This is a genomic window from Methylosinus sp. shoA, assembly GCF_059718125.1.
This window is the reverse complement of sequence record NZ_AP046091.1, coordinates 2109780-2134554: the sequence shown is the minus strand read 5'-3', so window position 1 is coordinate 2134554 and position 24775 is coordinate 2109780. Positions and strand designations below refer to the sequence as shown.

Below are 24775 nucleotides of genomic sequence, written 5' to 3'. Positions count from 1 at the left end.
TCCCGCAGTCGTCGGAACACGCGGAGGCGCGCGCATGGCCCCCGCCGGGACGACGAAAGCGCAACCGGAGCGGCTCCGGCGACGGCGCGAGTTTCTGCGCGCGGCGCAGAGCGGGCTGCACCGCAGCGCCGGAGCCTTCAAACTGCAGGCGGCGGCGCGCGAAGGCCGCGACGGGGACCCGCCCCGTTTCGGCTTCACGGTGACGAAGAAGGTCGCCGGAGCCGTCGGGCGCAACCGCATCCGCCGGCGTCTGAAGGAAGCGTTGCGGCTCGGCGGCTCGGCGGGAGCGCTTCCCGGCTATGATTATGTCTTCATCGCCCGCCCCGGAGCGTTGACCATGCCCTTCCCGGAGCTGGCCGCGCAGATGACCGAGGCGCTGGCGACGCTGCGGCCGCGCGCGCGCGGCCCGCATCCGCGCAACTCTCGAGCAAACGGGCCTCCGGCGCCATGAACGAATACACCAAGAATGTGATCATCGCCGCCGGCCTGTCGATGCTGTTCATCGGCGCCTGGGATTATTTCTACGCTTTCCCCAAGCTCGACCGGGAGCGGCAGGCGCAGCTCGAGCAGCAGAAGACGGCCCCGGCGCACCAGCCCGCGGCGCCCGAGGCGAAGCAAGCTCCCGCCGCCGAGCCCCAGCAGCGCCCGGCCGTCGCGCAGAAGCCCGTGCAAAAAACGCGCGAGGCCGCGCTCGCGGAGAGCCCGCGCGTTTCGATCGACACGCCCGCCATCCTCGGCTCGATCTCGCTGAAGGGCGGGCGCATCGACGACGTCTCGCTGAAGAACTATCGCGAGACCGTCGACCCGACGAGCCCGATCATCGTCCTGCTCTCGCCGGAGCATTCGCCCGAGCCCTATTACGCGGAGACGGGCTTCCTCGCCGCGAGCGGCGAAGACGCGGCCGTCCTGCCGAACGGCGAGACCTCGTGGACCGCCGATCAGACGGCGCTGACGGCCGCGCAGCCCGTGACCCTGACCTATGACAATGGCCAGGGCTTGACCTTCAGGCGCAAGATCTCGGTCGACGACCGTTATATGTTCACCGTTGCCGACAGCGTCGAAAACCATGGCAGCAACAAGCCGGTCACGCTCTACCCTTATTCGCGCGTCGTGCGCATCGGCACGCCCCCGAGCGCCGGCTACGCGGCGCTGCATGAGGGCTTCGTCGGCGTCGTGGGCCAGGAAGGCGGCGTTCAAGAGTTCAAATACGAGTCGGTCGAAAAGGAGCCGCAAGGAACGAAGACCCTGACCGGAACCGGCGGATGGATCGGCATCACCGACAAATATTGGGCGACGGCGCTGATCGCGGATCAGAGCCAGCCGCTGAACGCCCGTTTTTCGGCCGGGGGCGCCAAGACGAAGGCCTATCAGGCCGACACGACGGAACCTCCGGTCACGATAGAGCCGGGCGCGACGGGAGCCGTCTCGGCGCGTATTTTCGCGGGAGCCAAGGTCGTCGACATGCTCGACGCCTATGAAGAGCAGGGCATCAGGCTGTTCGACCGGCTCATCGACTGGGGCTGGTTCCACTTCCTCACCCGGCCGATGTTCAAGATCATCGACCAGCTTTTTCATCTGCTCGGCAATTTCGGCCTCGCCATTCTGGCCGTCACCGTGCTCGTGAAGATCGCCTTTCTGCCGCTCGCCAACAAGAGCTATCAGGCGGTCGCCAAAATGAAGGAGGTTCAGCCCAAGATTCAGGCGCTGAAGGAGAAATACAAGGACGACAAGCACAAGCTCAACACGGAGCAGATGGAGCTGTTCAAGCGCGAGAAGATCAATCCCGCCGGCGGCTGCCTGCCGATGCTGCTGCAGATCCCGGTGTTCTTCTCGCTCTACAAGGTGCTCGTCATCACCATCGAGATGCGCCACGCGCCTTTCTACGGCTGGATCAAGGACCTCTCGGCGCCGGACCCGACCAATCTCTTCAATCTGTTCGGCCTCCTGCCCTTCGATCCCACCCATATTCCGGTGTTCGGCCCATTCCTGTGGCTCGGCGTCTGGCCGATCGTCATGGGCGTCTCCATGTGGGTGCAGATGAAAATGAATCCGGAGCCGACCGACGAGATCCAGCGCGTCGCCTTCGCCTGGATGCCGGTGATCTTCACCTTCTCGCTGGGCAGCTTCGCGTCGGGCCTCGTCATCTACTGGACCTGGAACAATATCCTCTCGGTCGCTCAGCAATGGTACATCATGCGCCGCGCCGGAGTGAAGTTCGAGCTGTGGGACAATCTGAAAAAGACCTTCGCCTTCAAGAAGGCCGCGTGAGCGAGGCGGACGCGGGTTTCGTCGAAAGCGGCCGGCGGCTCTTCGCCGGCCCTTGCGAGTTCATTTTCGCCAGCGCGAAATCCTCGGACCTGCCGCCGATCGGCCCGCCGGAGATCGCCTTCGCGGGCCGCTCCAATGTCGGCAAATCCTCCCTGCTGAACGCGCTCGCAGGCCGCAAGGCGCTGGCGCGCGTCTCCAACACGCCCGGACGCACGCAGCAGCTCAATTTCTTCGCCGTCGGCGGCGCGCCGGGCGCCGAGCCTCTGCGCCTCGTCGACATGCCGGGCTATGGCTATGCCGCCGTCGGCAAGGAGAAGGTCGCGAGCTGGACGCGGCTCATGGAGGATTTTCTGCGCGGGCGCGCGTCGCTGGCGCGTGTCTTCGTGCTGATCGACAGCCGCCGCGGGATCAAGGATATCGACGAGTCCATGCTCGATCTGCTCGACAAGTCCGCCGTCTCCTATCAGATCGTGCTGACGAAGCGCGACGAGCTGAAGCTCGCCGAGCGCGCGGCCGCGCTCGCGGCGGTCGAGGCGGCGCTGGCGAAACGCCCAGCCGCCTTTCCGCAGGTCGCCGCAACCTCCTCGCGCACGAGCGAGGGAATAGAAGAGCTGCGCGGAGGCATCGCCCGCCTGCTCGCCGAACGAATCGCTTGAATATTGCGGGCGCGTCCTTTCTAACAGCGTCGAGCTTATCTCACCCGAAGGCCAGCCCTATGACCGAAGACTCGGCCGACAGCGCGCTCCAGCAAGCCCGCATCCTGATGCAGGCGCTGCCGCACATGCTGCGCTATGACGAGGCGATCGTGGTGGTGAAATATGGCGGCCACGCCATGGGCGACGACAAGGTCGCGCGCGACTTCTCACGCGATATGGTCCTGCTCGAGCAATCGGGCGTCAACCCGGTGGTGGTCCACGGCGGCGGGCCGCAGATCGGCTCCATGCTGGGCAAGCTCGGCATCAAGTCGGAATTCGCCGACGGCCTGCGCGTCACCGACAAGGCGACGATGGAAATCGTCGAAATGGTGCTCGCCGGCTATATCAACAAGCAGATCGTCGGCTTCATCAATGCGGAAGGCGGCCGCGCCATCGGCCTCTGCGGCAAGGACGGCCGCATGGTCATCGCCGAGAAGCTCGCGCGCCCCAATCACGAGAACGGCCGATCGGTCGACCTCGGCTTCGTCGGCGAAGTGGCCAAGGTCGACACCACCGTGCTCGACCAGGTGCTCGGCCGCGAGCTGATCCCGGTGCTGGCGCCGGTCGCGCAAGGCGCGGACGGCGAGACCTACAACATCAACGCCGACACATTCGCCGGCGCCATCGCCGGCGCGCTCGGCGCCAAGCGCCTGCTGTTCCTCACCGACGTGCCCGGCGTGCTCGACAAGAACAAAGAGCTCATCAAGGAGCTGAAGGTTTCCGACATTCCCGGCCTCGTCGCCGACGGCGCCATCACCGGCGGCATGATCCCGAAGGTCGAGACCTGCATGTATGCGATCGAGCGCGGCGTCGAGGGCGTCGTGATCCTCGACGGCAAGCTGCCCCATGCGGTGCTGATCGAGCTCTTGACCGATCACGGCGCGGGCACGCTGATCACGCGGTGAGTCGGCATGGCGAGGAAAAGGCATTGACCCATCGTTGCGAGGAGCAGGGCGAGGAAACAATCCAGACCGAGGCCGCGGCTCTGGATTGCTTCGCTGCGCTCGCAATGACGAACGCCGACAGATTCGCCCATGTCGATACCTGGGTGTTCGATCTCGACAATACGCTCTATCCGGCCTCCTGCGACCTGTGGCCGAAAATCGACCACCGGATCACGCTCTACATGATCCGCATGTTCGGGCTCGACGGCGTCTCCTGCCGGGCCTTGCAGAAGCATTATTACCATCGCTACGGGACCACCCTGCGCGGGCTCATGACCGAGCATGGGATCGACGCGGACGCGTTTCTCTCCTTCGTCCACGACGTCGACCGCTCCTGTCTGCTGCCAGATCCGTCGCTGGCCGGAGCCATCGGCGCTTTGCCCGGCCGCAAGCTCATCCTCACCAATGGCTCTCGGGACCATGCGCTGGAGACGGCGCGGCGCCTCGCCATCGATCATGTGTTCGAGGATGTGTTCGACATCATCGCCGCCGATTTCGTCGCCAAGCCGCATGAAGAGGCCTATCGGCGCTTCTTCGGCCGACATGCCGTGGAGCCGAAGCGCGCGGCCTTGTTCGAGGACCTCGCCCGCAATCTCGCATTTCCCCACGCCTGCGGCATGACAACCGTTCTGGTGACGCCCGAGCCCGGCGGCGAAGACCGCCGCGAGCCCTGGGAGATCGCCCATGGACGCGAGCCGCATGTCGATTTCTCGACCAGCGATCTCGCGACCTTTCTGAAAGGCCTCACGGACGGATAGCCGCACCGCCGACGCCTGCGCAAAAGCTCGGCCGACGGCATTCGAGGCTTTCGCCTGGGCGCGGATCGGTCTACAAGGCGCGAAATTCCGTCAGCACGACGCATGAGGCCCGGCATGACCGAAATCATCGATATTCACGCCCGTGAAATTCTCGATTCGCGCGGCAATCCCACGGTCGAGGTCGAAGTCACGCTGGAGGACGGCTCGTTCGGCCGCGCCGCCGTTCCGTCCGGCGCCTCGACCGGCGCCCATGAGGCGGTGGAGAAGCGGGACGGCGACAAGAAGCGTTATCTCGGCAAGGGCGTGCTCGGCGCCGTGCAGAGCGTCAACGACGAGATCGCCGGCGAGCTGGTCGGCTTCGAGGCGGAGGAGCAAGCGGCGATCGACGAGGCGCTGATAGAGCTCGACGACACGCCGCACAAGTCGCGCCTCGGGGCCAACGCCATTCTCGGCGTCTCGCTCGCCGTCGCCAAGGCCGCCGCCGATGCGGCCTCCCTGCCGCTCTACCGCTATATCGGCGGCGTGCAGGCGCGCGTGCTGCCCGTGCCGATGATGAACATCATCAATGGCGGCGTGCACGCCGACAATCCGATCGACTTCCAGGAGTTCATGATCCTGCCGGTCGGCGCGCCGACCGTGCGCGAGGCGATCCGCTGGGGCGCGGAAGTGTTCCATACGCTCAAAGCCTCGCTGAAGAAGGCGGGCCTCTCCACTTCGGTCGGCGACGAGGGCGGCTTCGCGCCGAATCTCCCCTCAGCCGAGGCCGCGCTCGACATCATCGTCGAGGCGATCGCGGCGGCCGGCTTCATTCCCGGCGAGGACATCTATCTCGGCGCCGACGTCGCCTCGACCGAATTCTTCAAGGACGGCAAATATGTCTACGAAGGCGAGAAGGCGACGCGCTCGATCGAGGAGCAGGTCGCCTATCTCGCCAAGCTCGTCGAGGCCTATCCGATCGCCACGATCGAGGACGGCATGGCCGAGGACGATTGGGAGGGATGGCGCCTCCTGACCGACACGCTCGGCGACAAGATCCAGCTCGTCGGCGACGACATTTTCGTCACCAATGTCGACCGCCTCTCGCGCGGCATCGACGAGGATGTGGCGAATTCCCTGCTGGTGAAGGTCAATCAGATCGGCACGCTGACCGAGACGCTGGCCGCCGTGGAGATGGCGCATCGCGCCGCTTATACGACGGTGATCTCGCATCGCTCCGGCGAGACCGAGGACGCCACCATCGCCGACATCTCGGTCGCCACGAACAGCGGCCAGATCAAGACCGGCTCGCTCGCCCGATCGGACCGGGTCGCAAAATACAACCAGCTCATCCGCATCGAGGAGGAACTGGGTCCGGCGGCGATCTATGCCGGCCGCAACGCGTTGAAGGGGCTCGCTTGATCGGCGGTCTAGAGCCGTAGGCGGTCGGCAGTCGCGATCGACCGCCCTCTCCCATTTGCCGACTGCCTACCGCCCAATCCCGGCTATCCCCATGCCAATGGAAAAAACCTTCGACCCCTCCGCCATAGAAGCGCGGATGCGCGAGCTGTGGGAAGCGACCGGCGCCTTTCGCGCCGGCCGGCCCGAGCGCGCCGGCGCCGAGCCTTTTTCCATCGTCATCCCGCCGCCCAATGTCACCGGCTCATTGCATATGGGCCACGCGCTCAACAACACGCTTCAAGACATTCTTGCGCGCTATCACCGCATGCGCGGCAAAGACGTGCTATGGCAGCCGGGCACCGACCATGCGGGCATAGCGACGCAGATGGTGGTGGAGCGCAAGCTGATGGAGCGTCAGCAGCATAGGCGCGCGCTCGGCCGCGAAAAATTCCTCGAGGAAATCTGGGCCTGGAAGGCGGAATCGGGCGGTGTGATCGTCGAACAGCTGAAGCGCCTCGGCGCCTCCTGCGACTGGTCGCGCGAGCGCTTCACGCTCGACGAGGGCCTGTCGCGCGCCGTCGTGAAAGTCTTCGTGCAGCTCTATCGCGACGGGCTGATCTACAAGGACAAGCGCCTCGTCAATTGGGACCCGAAGCTTCTCACCGCCATCTCGGACCTCGAGGTGCAACAGATCGAGGTGAAGGGCCATCTCTGGCACTTCCGCTATCCGATCGTCTATCAGGACGGCCAGCCGACCGGCGAATTCATCACCGTCGCGACGACGCGTCCCGAGACCATGCTCGGCGACGCCGCGGTCGCCGTGCATCCGGAGGACGAGCGCTACAAGAAGTTCGTCGGCCGCAATGTGCGCCTGCCCTTGGTCGGCCGCCTCATTCCGATCGTCGCCGATGAGTATTCCGATCCAGAGAAGGGCACGGGCGCCGTGAAGATCACGCCGGCGCACGACTTCAACGATTTCGAGGTCGGCCGCCGGCACGGACTGAAGCTCATCAATGTGCTCGACGCCGAAGCCTGCGTAACGCTCGTCGGCAATCACGACTTCTTCGAGCATGTGGCGCCTTCACCCGAGCTCGACATGACCGTCGCCGCCCTCCACGGCCTCGACCGCAACGCCGCGCGCGCGCGCGTCGTCGCCATGATGGAGGAGCGCGAACTGCTCGCCGAAGTGTCGGACCATAAGCATATGGTGCCGCATGGCGACCGCTCCGCCGCCGTGTTGGAGCCGCGCCTCACCGATCAATGGTATGTGGACGCGAAGACGCTGGCGCAGCCGGCGCTGGAGGCCGTGCGCTCCGGCCGCACGAGCTTCGTGCCGAAGAATTGGGAGAAGACCTATTTCGACTGGTTGGAGAACATCCAGCCCTGGTGCGTGTCGCGCCAGCTGTGGTGGGGCCATCGCATTCCGGCGTGGTATGACGAAAACGGCAATATCTATGTCGAGGAGAGCGAGGAGGCGGCGCTCGCCGCGGCCCGCGCCAAGCGCGGCGACGATGTGACGCTGACCCGCGACGAGGATGTGCTCGACACTTGGTTCTCCTCGGCGCTCTGGCCTTTCTCGACGCTCGGCTGGCCGGACGAGACCAAGGAGCTCGCACGCTTCTATCCGACCAATGTGCTCGTCACCGGCTTCGACATCATCTTCTTCTGGGTCGCCCGCATGATGATGATGGGCCTTCATTTCAAGAAGGAGGTTCCCTTCCGCGACGTCTATATCCATGCGCTCGTCCGCGATGAGAAGGGCGCGAAGATGTCGAAGTCGAAGGGCAATGTGATCGACCCTCTGCATCTCATCAACGACTATGGCGCCGACGCGCTGCGCTTCACGCTCGCCGCAATGGCGGCGCAGGGACGCGACATAAAGCTGTCGACGCAGCGCGTCGAAGGCTACCGCAATTTCGCGACCAAGCTGTGGAACGCCTCGCGCTTCGCCGAGATCAACGGCTGCGCGCGCGTCGCCGGCTATGATCCGAAGGCCAATGCGATCACGCTCGATCGCTGGATCGTGAGCGAAGCGGCGCGCGCGGCCGAAGACATCGGCGCGGCGATCGAAGCCTATCGCTTCAACGAAGCGGCGGGCGCCGCCTATCGCTTCGTCTGGAATGTCTTCTGCGACTGGTATCTGGAGCTCGCCAAGCCCTTGCTGCAAGGCGAGGACGGCGCCGCCAAGCAAGAGACGCGCGCGACGACGGCTTTCGTGCTCGATCAGATCTATGCGCTGCTTCATCCCTTCATGCCTTTTCTCACCGAGGAACTATGGGGCGTGAAGGGCTTCGAGGGACCGCCGCGCGAATCGCCACTGGCGCTCGCCGCATGGCCGGACCTCTCGGGGCTTCGCGACGAAGCCGCCGAGGCGGAAATCGGCTGGGTGGTCGATCTCGTCTCCGAAGTGCGCTCCGTGCGCTCGGAACTCAATCTCGCGGCGGGCGCCGAGGTCCCGCTGGTCCTCCTGGGGGTCGGCGCGGATGTCGAGGCGCGCGTCGCCGTCTGGGGCGAGACGATGCGCAAGCTCGCGCGGCTCTCCTCGATCGGCTTCGCCGATTCCGCGCCCGAGAGCAGCGCTCAGCTGCTGGTGCGCGGCGCCCTCTCCGCCATTCCGCTCGAGGGCATGATCGATTTCGCCGCGGAAAAAACGCGGCTCGCCAAGGAGACGACCAAGCTCGAAGGCGATGTGAAAAAGATCGAGGCCAAGCTCGCCAACGCCGACTTCCTGGCCCGTGCGCCGGAGGAAGTGATCGAGGAAAATCGTGATCGGTTGGACGACCTGCGCGCGCGCATCGAGAAGCTCGCGGCGGCATCGAAGCGACTCGGCTGAGACCGAGCGGCTGCGCGCGCCACACCTGAAATGCGAACGCCCCGCATGGCGCAGCCTTAGCGGGGCGTTTCGATTCATTCGTGTCGGTTTGTCTACGACGCTGTCACAAGCTTCGCGTCGAAGGCCGCGCCCCGTCCCCTCGTCATTGCGAGCAACGCGAAGCAATCCAGCAACGGCCCTGGGCCCTCTGGATTGCTTCGCCGCTGCGCCCCTCGCAATGACGGCCTGTCGTTTTCACCACGGTTCCGAGCAGGGCCGCTCAACCGAATTTGAACAGCACGCCATAGCCGCCGCGCGGATAATTCCACACGATATCGCCTGCCGGCTCGCAGAGAACACGGCAGGTGCCGCATTCGAGACATCCGTCCGGCGTGATCTCGACCTGGCCGGACGCATTCTGCTCGTAGCAGCCGGCCGGACAGATCTTGGTCATCGCCAAGAGATTCTTGGACGGCGTCGTGTGCGGTTGAACGACGATATGGGGCTTTCCCTGGTCGACGAGATAGCGGTTCTGGAACAGCTTCTCCTCGACTCGCGCAACTTGCGTCGACATCGCAAATCCTCCTCTCAGCGCCAAGCGCGGGCCAAGCGCCATGCATCTCCGACCAATCCCGTCAGCGAGCGCTTCTCGCGGAAGGCTCGGACCGACGCCTTTTCCTTCTCGATCTTCGGCGTTCCGTCGACCCGCAGGAAATTCTCCATCGCCTTCGACACCAGCGTCGGATAGTCGAGGAAGAAGTTCTGCGCCTGCGTATGCAGCAGCGCCGGCATGTCCTTGTATTTCTTCAAATCCTTCATGACGAAGCTGTCGTCGAGGAACTTCTTGTAGAGGGCCAGATTCTGCTTCGTCATCGGATCCTTGCGCGACTTCACCTGAAAGATCGCCTCTCCGGCGAGCCGCCCGGAGGTCATAGCAAGATTCGAGCCTTCCCGATGGATGGCGTTATTGAGCTGCGCCGCGTCGCCGACGACGACCCAGCCGTCGCCGAACAGCTCCGGAATCGTCTTGTAGCCGCCTTCGGGAATGAGATGCGCGGCATATTCCTTCACTTCCGAGCCTTCGATCAAAGGCGCGATCGACGGATGCTTCTTGAACGCCTCGAGCATGCCATAGGGCGTCTCCTCGTTTTCGGCGAAATCCGATACGAGACATCCCATACCGACAGAAATGCTCTCTTTGTTCGTGTAGACGAAACCCATGCCGGTCATCCCCTTGGAGATGGTGCCGGCCGCTTCGATCACGACGCCTGCGTCGCCATTCAGATTGAAGCGCGATTCGATCGTCTCGCGCGGCAGGAAGTGCATCTCCTTCACCGCGAGCGCGACATGCTCGGGCTTGGGAGTGGGCCTCAGGCCGGCGCGCGCGCCGAGCAGGCCGTTGACGCCCTCCGCGAGAACCACGACATCCGCGAACACCGTGCCGCCGCTGCGGTCGGTGCGCACGCCGATGACCTTGCCATAGGCGTCGCTGACGAGTTCGGTGACCGTCGTCTCGCTGATGACGATGGCGCCCTTCGCCTGCACCTGCTTGTTGAACCAGCGGTCGAATTGCGAGCGGATGATGGTGTAGCGATTCGGACGCTCCTCGTTGAAATCGTCCGAACGATAATGCATGCCCGTATGCGAGCGGTCCGTCATCATCCAGAAGCGCTGCTCGATGAGATGCCGCTCGAGCGGCGCCTCCTCGCGGAAGTCCGGAATGATCTTCTCCAGCATCTCGGCATAGAGGATGCCGCCCTGCACATTCTTCGAACCCGGATACTCGCCGCGCTCGAGCTGCAGCACATTCATGCCGCGCGACGCCATCGTATAGGCCGCCGCATTTCCCGCCATGCCGGCCCCGATGACGATCGCGTCGAATTTTTCTTCGATCATGTCAATCTCCTCGGGTTCAACCGGCGAGCCGGTCGGCGCTCTCGGGCGACAGCCGCTTGCGGAAGGCTTCGGTCAGCGCGGGCAGCAGGCGAATGGCGTCGGTCACGATGCCGATATGCGCGAAATCGAAGATCGGCGCATTCTTGTCGGTGTTGATCGCGACGATGCAATCGGCGCCTTCGACTCCGACGCGATGCTGGATCGCGCCGGAAATGCCGGCGGCGATATAGAGCTTGGGACGGATCGTCTTGCCGGTCTGGCCGATCTGACGATCGGAAGTGATCCAGCCCTTCTGCACGAGCGGACGCGAGCCGCCGAACTCGGCGCCGAGCACGGAGGCGAGATTGCGCACGAGCTGATAATTCTCCGCGCTCTGCAGGCCGAGTCCGCCGGCGACGACGACGTCGGCGAAGGCCAGATTGCTTTTCGCGGACTCGCGGTCGGGGATGAACTTCAGCAGCTTGGTGATGATCTTGTCCTCGTCGAGATCGGCCTTGAACTCGATCACCCGGCCCGTGCGCGTCTCGTCGCGCGGCGGCGTCGGCATCTGACGCGGACGCACCGTCGCCATCTGCGGACGATAGTTCAGCGTATAGATCGTGCAGAGCAGAGAGCCGCCGAAAGTCGGACGCGTCGCGGCGAGCGATCCGTCGGCGTCGACCGCGAGCTCGGTGCAATCCGCAGTGAGGCCGGTGAGCAGAGTCGTCGCGACGGAGCCGGCGAGGTCGCGGCCGAGCGTCGTCGCGCCGAGCAGCAGAATCTCCGGCTTGTGCGTGTTGACGATCTGCGTGACCGCTTTGGAGAAAGGCTCGTTGCGATAATCGCCGAGAATCGGATCCTCGACGAGATAAGCGAGATCGGCCCCGTAGTAGAAGGATTCCTTCACGGCGTTGCGCGTCGCGTCTCCGGGCGCGCCCAGCACCACGGCGGCGAGGTCCACCTTCAGCTGATCGGCGAGCTTGCGGCCGGCGCCGAGCAATTCCCAGGAGACCGGATGAACGACGCCGCGCTCGAGCTCGACGAACACCCACACATGCTTATAGCCGCGGAAATGCTCCGGGAGCTCCTTCTTCGCGCTGGCGCGGCTCGGCGGCGGCGCGGCGGGGGCGGGCTTGTCGGACATTTTCGCTTCTCCTTTAGAACCCACTGGCCAATTTCGTCATGTCTTCCTCGAGCGCCGGATGGCGCTCGAAGATCGCCTCGAGAATCGCATCCGCCGACTCGCCGGCGGTCTTGCCGGGCTCGACGAAAGCGGCGCGCTCCGTGCGCGGCTGCGGCGCGAACACTTTCTTGACGATCGTCGGCGAGCCCTTCAGTCCGCACTTCGAAAGGTCTTCGATCTCGGCGTCCTTGGCGCTCCAGGTGATGATCTCAGCGCGCGCGGCGCGTAACGAATCGGAGATCGAGCCGCGCCGCACCTCGTTGGTGCCCTCGAGCATGGCGATGAGACAGGGCATTTTGGTCTTCAGCACCTGCGTGCCGCCTTCGGCGCGCCGCTCGATGACGACCTCGCGCTTCTCCGCATCGGCGTCGACGATCTTGGACACATAGGTGAGCTGCAAGAGATCGAGGCGCTTGGCGACGCCCGGGCCGACCTGCGCCGTATCCCCGTCGATCGTCTGCTTGCCGGTGAAGACGAGATCGAGATCGCCCCAGGTCTTCTGAATCTTCTTGATCGCCTGGGCGAGCGCATAGGTCGTCGCCAAAGTGTCGGCGCCGGCGAAGAAACGGTCGGTGAGCAGAATCGCGCGATCGGCGCCGATCGCCAGCGTCTTGCGCAGCGCCGCCTCCGCCATGGGCGGACCCATGGTCAGCACAGTGACCTCGCCGCCGAACTTGTCGCGCAGCTTCAGCGCCTCCTCGAGCGAGAACAGATCATAAGGATTGATGATCGTCGGCACGCCCTGCCGCATGATCGTGTTGGTGACGGGATGCACGCGTATCTGAGCGCTGTCGGGAACTTGCTTGATGCAGACGAGTATCTTCATGGGTCGATCCTTTCGCGATCCCGACGCGCTTTCGCAATCATCATCCGTTCGACACCGTGAGGTTGCCGAGCGGGACGAATGGCTTCTTCGGCTCCTCGACGGGCTTCACCGCATCCTTGTGCACCTTGAAGAGGCGCTGCTCGATCGGCGTGGAAACGAGGAAATCCTGATAGGCCTGCGTGAGGAAGACGCGACAGGCTTCGCGCACCTCGGCGTCGTCGGCGCCCTCGGGCGCGGCCTTGTGCAGATATTCGCCCATGCGCCGCAGAATATGCAGCCGCGCGAAGCGCACGACGGCGGGGTCGTATTCGACGCCGAGCGTATCGAAAAACTCCTCGGCCGAGGACAATTTGCGCAGATCGTCGAGAATGCTCATGGCGTGCTGTCTCCGGATGGACGATGGACGGCGTCGTTGCGACGCTGCTGCAGATGCGCGAACCGCGCCTCGAGAAAATCGATGCGGTCGATGAGCACCGAGATCGCGTCTCCGACCGGATCGGGAATGAGATGATGCTCGAGATCGATGCGGCCGTCGACGCCGGAGCGCCGTCGCTGCTCGCGCACGATGCGCCCGGGAATGCCGACGACGGTCATTTCCGGCGGCACATCCTCGATGACCACCGAATTGGCCCCGATCCGCGCGCGCGGGCCCACTGTGATCGGCCCGAGTATTTTCGCGCCGGCGCCGATCAGCACGCCGTCCTCGACCGTCGGATGGCGCTTGCCCGGCGACCAGGACGTGCCGCCCAGAGTGACGCCGTGATACATGGTCACATCGTCGCGGATGACGGCGGTCTCGCCGATCACCACCCCCGCGCCGTGATCGATGAAGAAACGCTCACCGATCGTGGCGCCGGGATGAATGTCGATATTGGTGACGAGACGCGCGAACCAGGACAAACCACGCGCGGAGAATTTACGGCCGGCGCGCCAGAGGCGATGGGCGACGCGATGCCAGATGAGCGCATGGACGCCGGGATAGAACAGCACGACTTCGAGCGTGCTGCGAGCGGCGGGATCGCGCTGGGGCACGCAGGCGACGTCTTCCCGAATGAGCGACATGAGCCCTTTCGTCGAGGCGAGGCGAGGCGAGGCGGCGATCGACAGCTCGCTCATGACGGGCTCCCGGCGGTCTGCGCCGCATGATGCGCCGCGACTTCCTCCAGCGCGCGGTCGACGAGGCGAATGAACTCGCCGCGCTTGACCGGCCCCTTCTGGGCGAGCGCTCTGCTCTTCACGTGATCGAGCACGCGCGCGGCGGTCTCGCGATCGAGATCGACGCCGATCTCGTCGCATTTCTTCTGGATCGCGCTCATGCCGGAATGTTTCGCGATGACGATGCGATGCCGCCGGCCGAGGCGCGCCGGGTCGAGCCCCTGATAGGTGCGCACGTCTTTCATCAGCGCGGCGACATGAATGCCGGACTCGTGGGTGAAGATGTCGGTGCCGACAATGGCCTTGTTGCGCCCGATCTTGCGGCGCGCCGCGTGCGCGACGAGCTTTGCGAGGCCCTGAAGGCGCTTCAGATCGACGCTCGTACAGCCGTGCGCGACATGGCCGAGCGCCACAGCCACCTCCTCGAGCGCGGCGTTGCCCGCGCGCTCGCCGAGGCCGAGCACTGTGACCGAAGCGTGCGTCGCGCCGCCGCGCACCGCGGCGAGCGTATTGGCCGTCGCGAGGCCGACATCGTCATGGCCGTGGAACTCGATCGGCAGATCGGTCTCCTCGCGCACGCGCTTGATCGATTCATAGGTCGTGAAGGGATCGAGAATGCCGAGCGTGTCGGCGTAGCGAAAACGCGTCGCGCCGGCCTTCGCCGCCGCACATGCGATTCGGCCGATATCGCGCGGATCGGCGCGCGAGGAATCCTCGCCCCCGAGCGCGACGCTCAATCCCTTGCCGCGAGCGTAAGACACGACGCGTTCGACCCGCTCCGCCGCGCCCTCGACGTCGGTCGAGAGCTTCACGCCGATCTGCAGCCGCGACATGGGCGAAGAAATATTCACATGCGCGACATTGGCGGCGAGCGCCGCATCGACATCGCGTTCGTCGAGCCGGCACCAGGCCATCACGCGGCACGACAACCCCGCCGCGGCGATCGCGCCGATCGCCTCGATCTCGTCGCGTCCCATGACGGGCGTGCCCGCCTCGATCTCGTCGACGCCCGCATCGGCGAGCGCGCGCGCGATCGCGAGCTTCTCCGCCGCCGTGAAGGCAACGCCCGGCGCCTGCTCGCCATCGCGAAGCGTCGTGTCATTGATGAAGATGCGGGGCTGCTCGCTCACGGGGATTCGGGCCTGTCACGCAAATACGGGTTTGTCGTTCGCCTTCTTCTCGGCATCCGCCCAGAAAGGCGACATTTCGCGCAGCTTCTCGACGATCGGCGGCAGCGCTTCGATCACGCGATCGACGTCGCTCGCGACGTTGTCGCGCGAAAAGGAAAAGCGCACCGCGCCATGCAGCGCAGCCTCGGGCACCTCCATGGCTTTGAGCACATGGCTCGGCTCCATCGAGCCCGAGGTGCAGGCGGAGCCGGAAGACGCCGCCACTCCCGAGCGATCGAGATGCAGCAGGATCGCTTCGCTCTCCACATATTCGAAGGCGAGGTTCAGCGTATTGGGCAGCCGGTCGTTGCGATCGCCGTTGACGATGCAATTGGGCACCCGCTGCAGCACCGCCTTCTCGAGACGGTCGCGCATCTCCTTCACTCGCCCCTGCTCGTCCGCCATATGCTGCAGGGCGAGCTCGGCGGCCTTGCCGAGACCGATGATGGCCGGAACATTCTCCGTGCCGCCGCGCCGCGCCCGCTCCTGATGACCGCCGCGGATGAGCGGCTTGAAGCGCACGCCCTTCCGCACATAGAGCGCGCCGATTCCTTTCGGCCCGTGCAGCTTGTGTCCGGAGAGCGACAGCATGTCGATCACGCTGTCCTTCAGCACGATCGGCGTCTTGCCTGCCGCCTGAACGGCGTCGGTGTGGAACAAGGCGCCATGCTGCTTGGCGAGCTCCGCGAGCCCTTCGATCGGAAAGATCGTCCCGGTCTCGTTATTCGCCCACATCAGCGAGACGATCGCCACTTTGTCCGAAAGCGCCGCGCGATAGGCATCGATATCGAGCTGCCCCACCCTGTCGACGCCGATGAAATGGACTTTCGCCCGGCCGGTCTTCTCGAGATGCTCGCAGAGCGACAGGATCGCGGGATGCTCCACCTTGCTGGTGACGATTTCATTGCGGTCCGGCGTCGCCTCGAGCGCGGAGAGGATCGCCGCATTGTCGCTTTCCGTGCCGCCCGAGGTGTAGATGATCTCGTGGTCATGCGCCGCGCCGAGCAGCGCCTGCAGCTTCTGGCGCGCGGCCTTCACCGCCTCGCCGATGCTCGCGCCGAAGGAATGCGCCGAGGACGCATTGCCGAAATGCTCTGTAAAATACGGCAGCATGGCTTCGACGACGGCCGGATCGGTCCGAGTCGTGGCATTGTTGTCGAGATAGATCGCGGTCATGTCGCGCTCCTCAATGTCCGTGGCCGCTGCGCCCGACGGGGATGACCCGCACGGGAACGCCGAGCTTGGCGATGAGCCGCTCTTGAATGCCGGAAACCGTGACGCTGGCCATCTGACAGCCGACGCAGGCGCCGGTGAGGCTGACGAGGACATTGGAGCCGTCGACGTCGATCAGCTCACAGTCGCCGCCATCCTTGCGCAGATAGACGCGAAGATCCTCGATCGTCTCTTCGATGAGGCGAATTTTTCTGAGATTGGTCATGCCCGCCGAAGGTGGCGGCAGCGGCGACGCAGGCGTCAGGGGCGACGTTTCCACGGCGACGAGCGCGGAACGCGGCGTCTCGGGCCGCGGCGGCGCGCTCGGACGCGGGCGAGCCGCCAACAGGGTGACGGTCCCGGGCGCGGCCGCCTTGGATTTCGCCGCGGCGGCCTCGGCGGCGATCCGCGCCTCCTCTTTCGCGCGCAGCCCTTCGGCGGTCACGCGCACCAGAATGTCCTCGATGCGCTCGTAGCAGGTCGTGCAGCCGGAGCCGGCCATCGTGCGCGCCGTCACCTGTTCGACGGATGTGAGCTGATGCGCGCGAATCGCGCTCTCGACCGTTTTTTCGTCGACGCCGTGGCAGCGACACACCAGCGCGCCTTCTTCGAAATCATATGTCCGCGATTCGCCGCGGAAATGGGCGATCGCCGATTGCAGCGCTTCGTAGCCCATCACCGCGCAATGCATCTTCTCCGGCGGCAGGCCGTCGAGAAACTCGGCGATATCGCGATTTGTGATGGCGGCGGCTTGCTGCACGGTCCTGCCGATGACGAGTTCCGTCAGCGCGGAAGAGGAGGCGATGGCCGACCCGCATCCATAGGCCTGGAAGCGCGCGTCGAGAATAATCTCGGTGACCGGGTCGATATGGAGCATGAGCTTCAGCGCGTCGCCGCAAGCGAGCGCGCCGACCTCGCCGACCGCATTGGCCGTTTCGAGGACGCCCGCATTCTTCGGGTTGAAGAAATGCTCCTTGACCTTGTCCGAATATCCCCACATCGCCGCGCCCCTCCTCGACCGCGTCAGCCGAACGACTTGCCGCAGGAGCAGCTCGACTTGGCCTGCGGATTATCGAAGGTGAAACCGGATCCCTCGAGGCCGTTGACGAAATCGACCTTGGTGCCGTCGAGGTAGGCGAGCGAGCCCTCTTCCACGAAGACCTTGACGCCATCGCGCTCGAACACGTGATCGGCCGGATTGGTCTCGTTGACGAGACCCATCATATATTTGAACCCCGCGCAGCCCCCGGCCTCGACCATTATGCGGAGGCCCTCGACCTCCTGGCCGGCGCCCGCAATGGCCGAACGCACCGCATTCAAGGCGCTGTCTGTGAGCTCGATCATCTGTTGAACCCCTTTGCGGAAATGTCCCTCGGTGTTTTAGCAACCGCTATGCCAAGCCGGCCCGACTTTCAGAATCAGGTGATTCCACGCCGCGGAAGCTGTCCGCTAACCCACATTGTCCGAGATCGTACAAGATTGGCCAACAGCAGCGAAAAAGGTCACTGCATTCGATCTTGAGACAGGCGGCGAAAGGACCGGAGGGGGAGGATCGCTGGGCTTTCAGTGATCGCGGGGGCCGGGATGGCCGAGCCGCGCGAGGGCGCTCTCGCCGCTCTCGTCGCCGAAGCAATCATTGAAATCGCCGCACTCGCGGCAGGTCGGCGAGGAACAGAGCACGAAACCTTCGAGCTCACACAAGGACCGATAGAAAAACTTCTTCCATTTCATGTGGTTGAAGTTGCGCGCCGCCAAGCCCGGAAAGCGCTGACCCATGAGCCGTCCGAGTTCGTCGCGCGCGCAAAGCCCGAGATCCTGCCACAAATGCCTCGGCGACATGGCGCGTTTGGTGACGATCGCGGCGATCCAGCGGGTCTCATCGGAAGAATCACCTTTATAGCGCTCGAGCAATTCGCGAATCTGATCTTCTTCCTCGTCGAACGTCACGGTCTCCGGCTCGGCGTCGAACTCGATATATCGCTCCGCTTCCGGCGCCCAGGCGCGCACGAGACGATGCAGGTCGCTCCGGCCCAAACCGAGCGCCGGCCCCAAATCCTTGCCCTGCTCCAAAGTCTCCGACAAGCAGATCGCGAGCGCGCAAGCGAAGACATGCCCGGTGAAAGGGTCGCGCGCTTCCCTTTCGCCGGGGCGTGCGCGCAGCCTCGAATAAATTTCGGCTGCGTCGGTCGCCGGTGGGGCGACGCCGCTCTCCGAACGCCGATCTTCGGAGAGGAAGGCCATTGTCGTCAGGCGACCAGCTGATCGACCGGAACGTGCGTCTGACAGTCTTTTGGACAGACTTTCGCGCACGCCGAGCAGCCGATGCAGTCCTGCTCGCGCTCCACCTTCATGATCTTGCGGTTGAGCTCGCCGTCGAAATCATCGTCGTCGTCGTCGGTCACGATGCCGAGGATCGTCCCTTCCGCGTCCACGCCGTAGAGCGCCATGACGTTCTGCGGGCAGACTTTGAAGCAACGCCCGCAGCCGATGCAAGTGGCCGGATTGATATCCGTCAGATAGGACGGCGTCCAATCGGCGCCGCCCCTCGTTTTGAAAGCCCCCATCACGCCGTCTCCAATTCCTTGAGCTTCTGCCGGGCCGCCTCCAGCGCCGCATAGGCGTCGTGCGTGTCCTGCGCGATCTCCATGATTTTCGTCCAATTGACCGGCAGTTCCTCGGAGAGGTCGTGCAGGTTCATCTTCATATTCGTGGCTTTGGCGGAGAGCTTCTTGATCTCGGCCTTCAGCTCTTCGACGGAGCTCATCGTTTCGTCCCTTTCCGTCTCAGTAGCGCGCCACTTCCGGGAATTTCTCGATCATCTCGACCCCGGCGTTGACGAGCTTGGTTCCTTCCTCGGCGAGCTTCTCCAGCGTCTCGAAACCGAAACGATGGACGTCCCGCAATTGCTTATTGACGACGATCAGTCGTCCCGCGATGAGCACCTGACGTCCGAATCCTTCATGGCTCATTTTCATCATCGGCTGCACCATGACGCCGGAGGCGCGCTCGATCGCGAGGCCGACCGCGCTGTAGAACAGCTCGATGCGCCAGAGCGTCTCCGGATCGGGATCGCCGATGATCGGGATCTGCTTGCGGGCCTCCTTGTCGACGATATAGGGCTTGAGAAGATCGAGATCCTTCTTGTTGTCCCACGTGCCGTGCGTGTCCTGCGCGCGCCACTGCTTGATGAGCTCTTTGATGAAGACGGAGTTTTCAGCGTCCGTCGCGGTGATCGTCTCGATCTCAGCCATTTGCAGCCTCTTCCTCGAAGTCGAAGGACCTCTCCTTGCCCTTCGTCATCACTTTGCGCAGCCAAGGCGGCGGCGCGCCTTGCAGCACGACTTTGAGCTTCTCCAAAAGATCGGTGATGCTTTCGGGCTGCGGAACTTTCATCGGATGAATGCCTTGCGCTACGACGCGCGCGGCGCCGGAGCCCCCGATCGCAGCGACATAGAGGATCGCGCAATCCTTGATCGCCTCGAGCTTGGGCTGCAGCTTGTCTTCGTTTCCGTCCTCCTGCAGATCGCCGGTGAACTGGATGGATTTAAGGAACGAGTAGCCGTCGGCCGTGAGATCGTAGATCGCGATGTTCTTGGCCCAGCCGAAATGGGCGTCGACCCGTTCGAGGTCCTGCGTGGCGAATGCGACTTTCATGCTGCCCTCCTCGCTGGTCAGGCCATCGGCGTCAGCTGCACGAGCTCTTGCTCCGCGGCGCCGCCGAAATGATGGATGTGTTCGTCGGTCTGACGCCAGGTGTCTGGGTTCGGTTCATGCGCCTGGGCGATGAACATGTTGCCGACGGTGAAGATCAGATTGCGTGTGCCGCGATAGCCGACGGTCAGCTCATGGCCGGCGCCCAGTCGGTCGAAATTCGGCAGGCCGAGACGGAACAGCGGAACGCCGAGCCGTTCCGACGCCTGACGGCCGTGCGAATGCGTCATCAGCAGATCGGCGCCCTTTGCCCGCATTTCCAAATCCTCGAGATCGCCGATCAGCACCTCGTCGATCGCCAGCCTCTCGAGCAAGGGCGACTGCGTCGTGGTCACCGCCGCCTGAAGATGCGCCCCCATCTCGGTCAGCCAGGACCCGATCGCAAAGAGGAGATCCGGCTCCGCGCCGATAGCGACGTGCTTGCCGCCGAAATGGAAATGCCCATCGAGCATCGCGTCGACGAGCTGGCCTCTCTGCCGCTTCAGCTTCAGCGGCACGGGCCGCCCGCTGATCCGCGACAAGAAGGCCATCATCTCGTCGTTGGGCGCGAGCCCGGTCAAACGTTCGAACAAAACGAAAGGCACGCCGGCGCGTTTTTCCAAAGTTGTCGCGGCGAGCCGCATCTGCTCGCCCACCGCAATCGTCCAGGCGGCCGAACCCATCGCAGCCATTGTCTCGCGCGACGTTCCGCCGAGCGTCGTCGGCGTGAAATCCTCCGGCAGGTGACCGTCCAGAGAGCCCGAAAGATCCGGCAGAAACGCTGGCTCCAGCCCAAAACTCTCGATGATGTCGCGCAGCTCGTCGATGTCGCCGGGCGTCATATGGCATCCGGGCAGAACATTGACCCGTTGCGGCGCGCGTTGCGGCGGGGTCTTGTTCTCAGGAACGAAAACTTCGATCAGCTTGGCGACCGCCTTCTCCCAACCGTCCTGGAATGCGTCCTTGAAGTCGGGCGTGGACACATAGACGATGCCCATGTGATCCAGCTCCGGATGGCGCTGCCGGATCAGCTGGATATAGCCATCGACGTCATCGCCCTTCGTTTCGGTGACGCCGGTCGAGCAAATGCCGATCACTTTGGGCTTCGCGCGCTTGGCGATGTTGACGATCGCCTCTTCGACATTCTCCAAGCCGCCGAGGACCGTCGCCACTTCGCTCATCGCCGTCGTCTGCAGCGGGATGGCCTCTTTGAAGTGACGCACGAACAGCACCAGCCCAAATGATGTGCAGCCCTGAGATCCGTGCAGCAGCGGCATGCAGCTCTGCACGCCCATGAAGGCGAGCGCGCCGCCGATCGGCTGGCTCATCTTGAGCGGATTGACCGCGCACGCCTTTTTCGTGATTTCGACTTTCGCCATGGCGTTGCCTCACGCCGCGAGGGAAGCAGGAACCGCGCCACTCGCATTCGACGCCTCGAGCATCGTCTCGAGCGTTCCTCTGCATCCGCCGCAACCCGTTCCAGCGTGCGTCGTTTCACCGATCGTATCGACGCTGGCGAGCTTGCCGTCGCGGATCGCGTCTTCGAGCTGCCCCACATTCACATTATGGCATTTGCACACGCGCTTCTCGCGACGGACAGCCTCGGCCTTGACCGGATCGGCCGCGAGAGCGGCGGCTTCGGCCGCAATCGCCTCGTTGGCCCGCTCCTCCCAGCTTTTCTCCTGCCATGGCGGCGGACGACGAACCTGCTCCCACACAGGATTGTGGAGCGCTTTGTCTATTTCATGGACGAGCTCGACCATTCCCTCATAGCCGGCATAAGCGTGATGGCGCTCTTGATTGATGTCGAGCCATGGCATTTTCGCCTTGAGCGCGATGAACTGAGAACGGCCGCCCGAGAGCATGATGTCCGCCTGCGCGTCCCTGAGCATTTTGAACATTTCGCGCGGCGTCATATCGTCGATCATGTGGGCGTCCTGCCCCATCAACTCCTTGATGCGCTCCTTGTCCTCCTTGGTGGACTTCTTCACGCTGGTGCCGACGAGCTCCATGCCGGCTTCTTGCAGAGCGGCGACCACCGACCAGGATTTCACCCCGCCGGTAATCAGCAACACCTTCTTGCCGAGAAGACGCTCGCGGTAGGGCGCGATGCGCGCCCAGGCGCGCGCCTCTTCACGCGCGATGACCGCCTCGGTCCGATCCTTCAGCTCGACGGGCGCGCCACGCTCGACGAGCAGGCGAGCGATCTCGCGCAAACTGTCGCTCATGTCGCCGATGCCGTAGAAGGATCCCTCGAAGAATGGAATGTCGTAGCGCTCCTCCATCTTGCGGGCGACATTGATCATCGCCTTGGAGCAGACCATCATCGCCGCCTTGGCGCGATGCGAGGACGCCACCTCGCTATATTTCGCGTCGCCGGAAATACAGGCGAGAATGCGAATTCCGAGCTCGTCGAGCAGCGGCTTCACCTGCCACAGTTCCCCGGCGAGATTATATTCGCCGATAATGTTGATGTCATAAGGCGTCGTATAGTCCGGCTCCTGCGTCCCGATCACATGATCGAGGATCGCCTCGCCCGCGAGCTTGTTGCCGAGGTTTTTCGGGCCGACGAATCCTGGCGAATTGATCGGAATGACCGGCTTGTCGAATTTCTTGCTGGCGGCCTTGCAGACGGCGTCGATGTCGTCGCCGATCATCGCGGGCACGCAGGTCTGGTAGACGAACACGGCCGGCGGATCATATTTGTCGATGATTTCCTTGATCGACTTGTAGAGGCGCTTCTCGCCGCCGAACACCACGTCGGTTTCGGAAATATCAGTGGTGAAGCCGGTGCGATAGAGGCTCGAGCCGGAGGTCTTGGCCCCGCGATTGTCCCAGGAGTTGCCTTCGCAGGCGATCGGTCCGTGAACGAGATGCGCGACGTCGGTAATGGGTTGGAGAGCGATCTTGGCTCCGTCGAAAGCGCAGCCGCCCGCCGCGGCGCCCGGCGCCAATTGCTTCGTGCAACCCTTCTTGCGTTCCTTTTCGGATTTGCCCTTGTTCTTATCGCATCCCGGCTCGTTGAAGACATCCTGAATCTTGGCGGCGACAGAGCTCATTTCGCACCTCCTGCGAAGGCCATCGCCTCCCACACTTGCGCATCATGGCGCCGGCGCGGCGATCGACCCGCTCGACTAGGCTCGTGTTCTCGTTGTTTCGCCGGGCCGAATATGCAAACGCCGGCCCGGCGGAAATTTTCGCGATCAGCGAATGATGTCGAAGCTGTAGTCCGACTTCGCGACGACATTGGTGTTGCGGTCGATCTCGTCGAACACCTTGTCGAGCAGCCACACGAGGACGTTGAGACCGCCCTGATAGCCCCACACCGGGAAGCGGTGATAGTGATGGCGGTCGAAGATCGGGAAGCCGATGCGGATGAGCGGCGTGCCCGTGTCGCGCTCGAGATATTTGCCGTAGGTGTTGCCGATCAGGAAGTCGACCGGCTCCGTGAACAGCAGCGACCGCATATGCCAGAGGTCCTTGCCCGGATAGGCTGTGCAGCCCTTTCCGAACGGCGAACTGGCGAACAGCTCTTTCATCTTGGCTTCCCACGCCTTGCCGCCATTGGTGGCGAGCACGGTGATCGGCTCGGCGCCCACCTCCATGAGGAAGGCGGCGAGCCCATAACAGAGATCCGGATCGCCGTAGATCGCGTAGCGCTTGCCGTGCAGATGCGCCGAGGAGTCGGCGATCGCGTCGACGAGGCGGCCGCGCTCGCGGGTCAGCTCCTTCGAGATCGGCTTGCCGGTGACTTCCGAGACCTTCATCAGGAATTCGTCGGTCGCGCGAACGCCGATCGGATGATGGAAGGAATAGACTTCGTGTCCATGCGACTCGATCAGCGGCAGCGTCTTCTCGGTCGAGAAATGCTGCATGGAGAAGGTCGCCTTGGCGTGGACCGCATCGGCAGCCTCTTCGAGCGTGGTGCCGCCGTCATACATGCGGAACTCGCCGTCTGTCGGCGTATCCCACACGTCGCTCGGGTCGCCCAGGATCGTGTACTCGACGCCCATCGAGTTGAAGATGCGCCTGATCTCGCGCATGTTGCCGACGACGAAGCCGTCGAATCCGCCGATGAAGTTGATCTTGTTGTTCGGAACGCGCTCGAGCTTCGGCGCCGTGCCGGCCTTGCCGTCCCAGAAGTGCTCGATGATGCCCTTCATGACATTGTCGTAGCCGGTGACGTGGCTGCCGACGAACGCCGGGGTATGCGCGAACGGAACGTCGAATTCCGCCGGAACCGATCCCTTGTCCTTCGAAGTCTTGATGAAGGCGTTGAGGTCGTCGCCGATGACTTCCGCCATACATGTCGTGGAGACGGAGATCATCTTCGGCTTGTACATATTATAAGTGTTGGCGAGGCCGTCGATCATATTGTTGAGGCCGCCGAACACCGCGGCGTCTTCGGTCATCGAGGAGGAGACGCAGGAGGTCGGCTCCTTGAAGTGACGCGAGAAATGCGAGCGGTAATAGGCCACGCAGCCCTGCGAGCCGTGGACGAAGGGAATCGTCTGCTCGAAGCCGAGCGACGCGAACACCGCGCCGAGCGGCTGGCAGGCCTTCGCCGGATTGACGGTCAGCGCCTCGCGAGCGAAATTCTTCTCCTGATATTCCTTGGTCTTGGCCCATTCGCGAACGCGGTCGACTTCGGAGTCAGGGACGTGGTTCTCGAACTCTCTTTTCTTCTTCTCGAACATCTCCTTATATTCCGGCTGGCGGAATAGGTTGAAGTGATCGAGAACGTTGTCTGCATTCTGTGGCATGTCGGTTCCCCTCGTTGTCCGCGAGCGCCCGCTCTCCAAGACCTGGCC

25 protein-coding genes are annotated in these 24775 nt (G+C 63.9%); 7 read left to right on the top strand and 18 right to left on the bottom strand.

Going from position 1 to position 24775, the window contains the following annotated elements:
- The first annotated feature begins 34 nt into the window (after window positions 1-34).
- The 7 genes from rnpA (at window position 35) to AC6IW9_RS09620 (ending at window position 8875) form a co-directional block, all read left to right on the top strand.
- Window positions 35-451, top strand: coding sequence for a ribonuclease P protein component (rnpA, locus tag AC6IW9_RS09650; protein ID WP_497771958.1), 417 nt, complete (start codon window positions 35-37; stop codon window positions 449-451).
- Entirely contained in the window at window positions 448-2268 is a 1821-nt protein-coding gene (gene yidC / locus AC6IW9_RS09645) for a membrane protein insertase YidC (protein ID WP_497771956.1), read from the top strand. The genes rnpA and yidC overlap by 4 nt, the downstream gene beginning before the upstream one ends.
- On the top strand, window positions 2265-2924 hold the full coding sequence (yihA, locus tag AC6IW9_RS09640; protein WP_497771954.1) for a ribosome biogenesis GTP-binding protein YihA/YsxC: 660 nt from the start codon (window positions 2265-2267) through the stop codon (window positions 2922-2924). The genes yidC and yihA overlap by 4 nt, the downstream gene beginning before the upstream one ends.
- Before the next feature lie 59 nt (window positions 2925-2983).
- Entirely contained in the window at window positions 2984-3868 is an 885-nt protein-coding gene (gene argB, locus AC6IW9_RS09635) for an acetylglutamate kinase (RefSeq protein ID WP_497771952.1), read from the top strand.
- Window positions 3869-3972: 104 nt separating this feature from the next.
- Window positions 3973-4665, top strand: a complete 693-nt coding sequence (locus AC6IW9_RS09630; RefSeq protein ID WP_497772486.1) for a pyrimidine 5'-nucleotidase — start codon at window positions 3973-3975, stop codon at window positions 4663-4665.
- Between the two features lie 114 nt (window positions 4666-4779).
- The gene (eno, locus tag AC6IW9_RS09625) at window positions 4780-6063 is read left to right on the top strand and encodes a phosphopyruvate hydratase (protein ID WP_497771950.1); all 1284 of its coding nucleotides are present in this window, start codon (window positions 4780-4782) and stop codon (window positions 6061-6063) included.
- A 97-nt stretch (window positions 6064-6160) separates the two neighbouring features.
- Window positions 6161-8875 carry a valine--tRNA ligase gene (locus AC6IW9_RS09620; protein ID WP_497772485.1) on the top strand — a complete coding sequence of 905 codons (2715 nt, stop codon included), beginning with the start codon at window positions 6161-6163 and terminating at the stop codon, window positions 8873-8875.
- Between the two features lie 259 nt (window positions 8876-9134).
- On the opposite strand, the gene AC6IW9_RS09615 is transcribed toward AC6IW9_RS09620, so the two are convergent.
- The 18 genes from AC6IW9_RS09615 to nifK form a co-directional block, all read right to left on the bottom strand.
- Window positions 9135-9428, bottom strand: coding sequence for a ferredoxin family protein (locus AC6IW9_RS09615; RefSeq protein ID WP_497771947.1), 294 nt, complete (start codon window positions 9426-9428; stop codon window positions 9135-9137).
- Between the two features lie 14 nt (window positions 9429-9442).
- Window positions 9443-10750: an FAD-dependent oxidoreductase gene (locus AC6IW9_RS09610; protein ID WP_497771945.1), complete on the bottom strand. Its 1308-nt coding sequence runs from the start codon at window positions 10748-10750 to the stop codon at window positions 9443-9445.
- A 16-nt stretch (window positions 10751-10766) separates the two neighbouring features.
- Window positions 10767-11873 (bottom strand): electron transfer flavoprotein subunit alpha/FixB family protein, encoded by a 1107-nt coding sequence (locus tag AC6IW9_RS09605; protein ID WP_497771942.1) that lies wholly within the window; start codon window positions 11871-11873, stop codon window positions 10767-10769.
- Between the two features lie 13 nt (window positions 11874-11886).
- Complete coding sequence (locus AC6IW9_RS09600; RefSeq protein ID WP_497771940.1) at window positions 11887-12738, bottom strand: electron transfer flavoprotein subunit beta/FixA family protein; 852 nt, start codon at window positions 12736-12738, stop codon at window positions 11887-11889.
- Between the two features lie 40 nt (window positions 12739-12778).
- A complete protein-coding gene (nifW, locus tag AC6IW9_RS09595; RefSeq protein ID WP_497771938.1) occupies window positions 12779-13114 on the bottom strand; it encodes a nitrogenase stabilizing/protective protein NifW in 336 nt (111 codons plus the stop codon).
- Complete coding sequence (cysE, locus tag AC6IW9_RS09590; RefSeq protein ID WP_497771935.1) at window positions 13111-13854, bottom strand: serine O-acetyltransferase; 744 nt, start codon at window positions 13852-13854, stop codon at window positions 13111-13113. Before cysE ends, nifW begins: the two co-directional genes overlap by 4 nt.
- Window positions 13851-15023 (bottom strand): homocitrate synthase, encoded by a 1173-nt coding sequence (gene nifV, locus AC6IW9_RS09585; protein WP_497771933.1) that lies wholly within the window; start codon window positions 15021-15023, stop codon window positions 13851-13853. Before nifV ends, cysE begins: the two co-directional genes overlap by 4 nt.
- Before the next feature lie 15 nt (window positions 15024-15038).
- Window positions 15039-16238, bottom strand: a complete 1200-nt coding sequence (gene nifS / locus AC6IW9_RS09580) for a cysteine desulfurase NifS (RefSeq protein WP_497771930.1) — start codon at window positions 16236-16238, stop codon at window positions 15039-15041.
- A 10-nt stretch (window positions 16239-16248) separates the two neighbouring features.
- A complete protein-coding gene (gene nifU / locus AC6IW9_RS09575) occupies window positions 16249-17274 on the bottom strand; it encodes a Fe-S cluster assembly protein NifU (protein WP_497771927.1) in 1026 nt (341 codons plus the stop codon).
- Between the two features lie 23 nt (window positions 17275-17297).
- A complete protein-coding gene (locus tag AC6IW9_RS09570) occupies window positions 17298-17618 on the bottom strand; it encodes a HesB/IscA family protein (protein WP_497771924.1) in 321 nt (106 codons plus the stop codon).
- 219 nt (window positions 17619-17837) lie between these two features.
- Window positions 17838-18515: a nitrogen fixation protein NifQ gene (locus tag AC6IW9_RS09565; protein WP_497771922.1), complete on the bottom strand. Its 678-nt coding sequence runs from the start codon at window positions 18513-18515 to the stop codon at window positions 17838-17840.
- A 5-nt stretch (window positions 18516-18520) separates the two neighbouring features.
- Complete coding sequence (gene fdxB, locus AC6IW9_RS09560) at window positions 18521-18838, bottom strand: ferredoxin III, nif-specific (protein ID WP_497771919.1); 318 nt, start codon at window positions 18836-18838, stop codon at window positions 18521-18523.
- A complete protein-coding gene (locus tag AC6IW9_RS09555) occupies window positions 18838-19038 on the bottom strand; it encodes a CCE_0567 family metalloprotein (protein ID WP_497771917.1) in 201 nt (66 codons plus the stop codon). Before AC6IW9_RS09555 ends, fdxB begins: the two co-directional genes overlap by 1 nt.
- Before the next feature lie 19 nt (window positions 19039-19057).
- Window positions 19058-19525 carry a NifX-associated nitrogen fixation protein gene (locus AC6IW9_RS09550; protein WP_497771914.1) on the bottom strand — a complete coding sequence of 156 codons (468 nt, stop codon included), beginning with the start codon at window positions 19523-19525 and terminating at the stop codon, window positions 19058-19060.
- A complete protein-coding gene (gene nifX, locus AC6IW9_RS09545) occupies window positions 19518-19928 on the bottom strand; it encodes a nitrogen fixation protein NifX (protein ID WP_497771912.1) in 411 nt (136 codons plus the stop codon). Before nifX ends, AC6IW9_RS09550 begins: the two co-directional genes overlap by 8 nt.
- Before the next feature lie 17 nt (window positions 19929-19945).
- Complete coding sequence (gene nifN, locus AC6IW9_RS09540; RefSeq protein WP_497771909.1) at window positions 19946-21343, bottom strand: nitrogenase iron-molybdenum cofactor biosynthesis protein NifN; 1398 nt, start codon at window positions 21341-21343, stop codon at window positions 19946-19948.
- Between the two features lie 9 nt (window positions 21344-21352).
- Entirely contained in the window at window positions 21353-23023 is a 1671-nt protein-coding gene (gene nifE, locus AC6IW9_RS09535) for a nitrogenase iron-molybdenum cofactor biosynthesis protein NifE (RefSeq protein WP_497771907.1), read from the bottom strand.
- Between the two features lie 144 nt (window positions 23024-23167).
- Complete coding sequence (nifK, locus tag AC6IW9_RS09530; protein WP_497771904.1) at window positions 23168-24727, bottom strand: nitrogenase molybdenum-iron protein subunit beta; 1560 nt, start codon at window positions 24725-24727, stop codon at window positions 23168-23170.
- Between the last annotated feature and the right edge of the window lie 48 nt (window positions 24728-24775).